The sequence below is a fragment of the Candidatus Chordibacter forsetii genome (genome assembly GCF_964187505.1).
GTDB classification, from domain to species: domain Bacteria; phylum Verrucomicrobiota; class Verrucomicrobiia; order Opitutales; family Seribacteraceae; genus Chordibacter; species Chordibacter forsetii.
Genome location: NZ_CAXLML010000016.1, coordinates 1 through 4,805, shown reverse-complemented (window position 1 = coordinate 4,805; position 4,805 = coordinate 1). Strand labels below are relative to the sequence as shown.

Here is a 4,805-nt window from a genome sequence, read left to right as displayed (position 1 = left end):
ACCCTCCTGTAATTTCTTCAGCTCGAAAATTGGCTTGGTATAGCGACCTTGCCATCTTGCGCTTGGTCCTTCCTTTGATGGGTATGCCTTTTTTTTTAAGAAGCCAGAAAGCTTGCCGGTTTTGGTATGATCGACCAACAAAGGATTGATTTTTAGTCAAAGATCGAATTGTAATGTAATGGTAAAAGATATGTCTTTCCGTAATTTAACATGTTCATTTATGATTCTATGTTTTCTCATAGCATCTTCTTGCTCCAAAAAACATTCAGATTCCCTGCCTGTCAGTATTGTAGAATCCACTGGGGGGAGTCGGCCTCCTGCGTATGTCCAGAAGGCTTGGGATGCCCGTTACAGCTACGATTCTGATCGAAGGTTGCTGGTTCCTGAATATGCTGGTTCACGATGGGGTGCGGTTCAGCAATATAAAGAAGAAGGCAAACTTGAGTACCAAGACTGGTGGGTGAGAGATGTCCGCTCGGAGGACTTGGAAGCCAGTCCTGATACATCCATAACCTCTTATCTCGATGATGATGGCAACCTAACACTCATCGTTCAGAATGTTGATTCAGATGCAAATGAAAGTGAAGAGTTCTCTCCTAGTGTGAACAGTACTTTTGATCCTATTTCGGACGATTCTTCCCCTTTTCCTCCGGCACAAGAGGAAGCTCCTTTTGAACCTTCCCCCTTTTCGCCGTTTTAAAAATCAGTACTTTTTGATCTCCCCCATGGAAGCAAAAAGGGGAGGCGGATCATATTCGTCCTCATCTCCTCTGGGGTAATTGGAAGTTTCTTTATTTTCTGCTTTAGCTTTCAATTTGGGGAGCGTGTTCGAAGCTTTGGGAAGAAATGTTTTACTTGCATATTTTGTGGTCGTGGTAACTTTTGCGAGTTTTTTCTTAGATCCTTTTTTTTGATTTAGTGCACCTACCGATCGCAACCACACACGGCTAACAAGAATATTTTCATCATCCTGAACAAACTCCCTTAATTGTTCCCACTTAATCTTTGCAAAGCACCCCGCTCCCTTGGTTTTTCCACTGCCAGTTTTCCTCGGGGTTCCATCTTTATTCAGGGTTGCTGCCATAATTTACAATTAATAGAAGGCATTCTTGGCGGAGAAATCAATCCATCTTTATTCCCAATCCTTGCACCGCAGATCAAACTCGGTGGATAAAAGTATCATTAAGTGGCGATTCCGTTGATTCCCGCACAAACTTTCTTGGCTGGTTGGCGGACAAACTTTCGAGAATTTTGAACACCCAGTCGACCTGTTCCTCAATATTCAAATTAAGGGAAAGCTGTTCTGCATTTATTGGGCACTCTGGGTTGGCCGACATCCAGTCTTCTACTTGTTTGCGTACCGCCAAGATCCGTGCAGCCGCTTTTTTACCTGCTTCCACACCGGGTTGGTGGTATGCATTGATTCCTATCATAGTGGCATAGTATCCAACTGCCCGCTCGTATAGAGCAATGAGCATTCCCACTGACCTGGCATCAACCTGATCAATGGTTAGGGTAATGGAGCGTCTTCCCTTTTCCAGGAGGGCATCACGTGTTCCAAGAAAAAAGCCGTGCAAATAGTCGCCCGAATTCATTCCAGATTCATCGACCTCTACCGATTCACCTTCACGGTGCTTTAAAACCTCGATAAAGGTGGCAAAAAAATTGGGGATCCCTTCGCGCAGTTGCTGAACATAAGCATGTTGATCGGTGGAGCCTTTATTTCCGTAGACCGCAATTCCTTGGTTTACCTTCTTTCCTTCGAGGTTCATTTCCTTACCCAAAGATTCCATGATCAATTGCTGCAAATACTTGGCGAACAATTCCAATCGGTCTTTATAGGGTAGAATGACCATGTCCTTCGCACCGGTGCCGGCAGTAAGCCAATACCAACTCAGTGCAAGCATGGCAGCTGGGTTACGTTGAGTATCCTCCGATCTTGTAAGTTCGTCCATATTAGCTGCACCAGCAAGTAATTGATCGATATCAAAGCCCTGCAGGGCGGCGGGCAATAAGCCAACAGCAGCGGTTTCACTTGTACGGCCACCTACCCAGTCCCACATTGGGAAAAAATCTAACCACTTTTCCTTCTCCGAAATTTGATGGAGTTTACTGCCTTGTCCAGTTACGGCTATTGCCTGTTTGCTAAAATCCAGTCCTTCTTTTTGAAACGCAGACTGGGCTTCGATCATTCCATTGCGGGTCTCGGGCGTACCGCCAGATTTTGATATCACAAGCACCAGAGTGGTAGCCAGTTTTTGGCCAATTTGGGACAGAGTAAAGTCCATTCCGTCAGGATCGGTGTTGTCAAAAAAGTGAGCCACCAGATCGTCCCCTGAAGAATTGGCCAGTGCCTTGCCAACAAACTGTGGACCTAAGGCGGAGCCCCCTATTCCAATCACTAAAAGATCAGTAAAAGAGCCACTTGGACTCGTTAGTTCGCCAGTTTTTACACGGCGGGCGCACTGTTTTACCTTCTCTAGGGTATTCCGTATGTCCTCAGTCATTTCGGAAGTGGGGGCAAGCTCGGGTTTACGCAGCCAGTAATGGCCGACCATCCGGGCTTCATCAGGGTTGGCAATAGCTCCGGCTTCCAGTGCTTTCATTGATGAATAAGCATCTTTTAGGAGGTCCTGGGTTTGGGAGAAATAATCTTGAGGGAATTCAGCGAGTCGAAAGTCCGAGGCGAATCCCAGTTCGGGAAATCTTTGATAAAGGAAGGAGTCCATAGTGAAAAAATTTGAATGGGTTTAAAAAGGTTTAGTGGGTTACAGCCCCAAGGGAAGCAGAGCTTACAAGTTTAGCGTATTTGGCAAGCACACCCCGTTTTTCCTTGGGGCCTGGATTTTGCCAGATTTGTTTACGCCTTTCAATTTCTTCATCGGGCAAGTCTAAGGTAAGTAGGTTGTTTTCTGCATCAATAGTTATGGGGTCTCCATTAACAAGCATACCAATTAACCCACCGACTGCTGCCTCGGGGGTAATGTGCCCGACGACAAAGCCATGGCTACCACCAGAAAATCGACCATCTGTAATAAGAGCGACCTCCTTGCCTAATCCTTTGCCCATGATGGCGGAGGTGGGAGATAGCATTTCGCGCATTCCCGGACCTCCAACTGGCCCTTCGTTGCGGATCACTACTACATTTCCTGCCTGCACTTCCCCGTCAAGAATACCACGTAGGGCTTGTTCCTCAGATTCGTAGACCTGAGCAGTACCGGAAAAATTTAGGCCTTCCTTGCCAGTTATCTTGGCCACGGCACCTTCGGAGGCAAGGTTCCCGTAAAGAATGCGTAAGTGACTATCCTTTTTGATCGGATCCTCAATGGGGCGAACCAGGTCTTGTCCGCTGGGGTAGGGGGCATAGGGCTTGGCGTCGGCAACATTTTCGGCAAGGGTCTTACCAGTTACCGTTATGCAATCGCCATGGAGTAAGCCATGGTCGAGCAAGGTTTTAAGTAAGGGGCGCAAACCACCGATTCGTACGAAGTGAGACATGTTGTACTTCCCGCTAGGCTTGAGGTCGCAAAGTACGGGTACCCGCTTACCAATCTCGGTGAAGTCATTGAGATCAAGAGGAACTTCCGCTTCATGAGCCATGGCGAGTAGATGGAGAACCGCATTGGTGGATCCACCAAGGGCGATGACCACAGTAATGGCATTTTCAAAAGCCTCTCGGGTCATGATGTCACGGGGTCGGATATTTTTCTCAACCAAATTTACCACAGCTGCACCGGCGGCCTTGGCATCTGCGAGTTTGTCTTCAGAGACGGCAAGCTGGGCAGAACTGTCTGGTAAACTCATTCCTAAAGCTTCAATCGCAGAGGACATGGTATTAGCGGTGTACATTCCACCGCAAGACCCAGGACCAGGAATGGCCTTCTTTTCAATCTCAGTCAATTCGTTGTGGGAAATATTACCAGAAGCATGGGCTCCCACTGCTTCGAACACTGATACGATATCTAAGTTTTTTTCTTTGTGGATTCCTGGGAGTATGGTTCCACCGTAGACAAAAATGCCTGGGCGATTGAGGCGGGCAAGAGCCATTACGCAGGCGGGCATGTTTTTATCGCAACCACCAATTGTGACAACGCCGTCCATTCCCTCTGCCCCTACGACAGTTTCGATGGAATCAGCAATGACCTCCCGCGAAACCAAGGAATATCGCATGCCTGGTGTGCCCATACTAATACCGTCGGACACAGTAATCGTACCAAAGGGCAGAGCCTTGCCCCCACTGCTATCGACTCCTTCCACAGACATCTTTCCGAGTTCGTCTAAATGAGAGTTGCAGGGGGTGACCATACTCCATGCAGAGCATACTGCAACTTGAGGTTTCTTAAAGTCCTCATCTTCAAAGCCAACTGCACGAAGCATCGAGCGATTGGGGGCACGGTCGTCTCCATCTACCACGATGGAAGAAAAATTTCGATTACAGCTCATACTTTTTGTTTTCGTTTATTTTCGTTGTGAAAACGCAGGATATGCGGTTGCATCTTGCCATTGTTTCCGAATTGTTTTTTTGGATATAGGTTTTGAATAAAAGCGAACTAGAATCCCTAAGGGAAGAGATCGATCAAATCGACTCTGAAATCGTCAAGTTACTCAACTTGCGGGTAAGTAAAGCCTGCAAAATTGGCAAAATTAAGAAACTTTCCGGGGTTGACCCCTATGATCCTGCCCGTGAAGAACAAGTATTTGAAAAACTTGCTGGTTACAGTGAAGGACCTTTGCGAGAGGGGTCTCTACGCACCGTTTACCGTGAAATCATTTCTGCCTCCATCGCTTTGGAGAAAGACATGGTT

General features: G+C 47.0%; 5 protein-coding genes. 2 read left to right on the top strand and 3 right to left on the bottom strand.

Annotation, left to right across the window (positions count from 1 at the left end):
• The first annotated feature begins 220 nt into the window (after positions 1–220).
• The gene (locus ACKPQ4_RS00535) at positions 221–700 is read left to right on the top strand and encodes a hypothetical protein (protein WP_407679256.1); all 480 of its coding nucleotides are present in this window, start codon (positions 221–223) and stop codon (positions 698–700) included.
• 3 nt (positions 701–703) lie between these two features.
• On the opposite strand, the gene ACKPQ4_RS00530 is transcribed toward ACKPQ4_RS00535, so the two are convergent.
• From ACKPQ4_RS00530 to ilvD, 3 genes are all read right to left on the bottom strand, one after another.
• Positions 704–1,084 carry a hypothetical protein gene (locus tag ACKPQ4_RS00530; RefSeq protein ID WP_407679255.1) on the bottom strand — a complete coding sequence of 127 codons (381 nt, stop codon included), beginning with the start codon at positions 1,082–1,084 and terminating at the stop codon, positions 704–706.
• A gap of 73 nt (positions 1,085–1,157) precedes the next feature.
• The gene (locus ACKPQ4_RS00525) at positions 1,158–2,729 is read right to left on the bottom strand and encodes a glucose-6-phosphate isomerase (RefSeq protein WP_407679254.1); all 1,572 of its coding nucleotides are present in this window, start codon (positions 2,727–2,729) and stop codon (positions 1,158–1,160) included.
• A 31-nt stretch (positions 2,730–2,760) separates the two neighbouring features.
• Positions 2,761–4,443: a dihydroxy-acid dehydratase gene (gene ilvD / locus ACKPQ4_RS00520; protein WP_407679253.1), complete on the bottom strand. Its 1,683-nt coding sequence runs from the start codon at positions 4,441–4,443 to the stop codon at positions 2,761–2,763.
• A gap of 92 nt (positions 4,444–4,535) precedes the next feature.
• Between ilvD and ACKPQ4_RS00515 the strand changes: the two genes are divergently transcribed.
• The coding region (locus tag ACKPQ4_RS00515) for a chorismate mutase (RefSeq protein WP_407679252.1) at positions 4,536–4,805 on the top strand (270 nt) is incomplete at its 3' end.

Coding starts and splice junctions, on each gene's coding strand:
- ACKPQ4_RS00525 (WP_407679254.1), bottom strand. CDS start 2,729: ATGGACTCCTTCCTTTATCAAAGATTTCCCGAACTGGGATTCGCCTCG.
- ilvD (WP_407679253.1), bottom strand. CDS start 4,443: ATGAGCTGTAATCGAAATTTTTCTTCCATCGTGGTAGATGGAGACGAC.
- ACKPQ4_RS00530 (WP_407679255.1), bottom strand. CDS start 1,084: ATGGCAGCAACCCTGAATAAAGATGGAACCCCGAGGAAAACTGGCAGT.
- ACKPQ4_RS00535 (WP_407679256.1), top strand. CDS start 221: ATGATTCTATGTTTTCTCATAGCATCTTCTTGCTCCAAAAAACATTCA.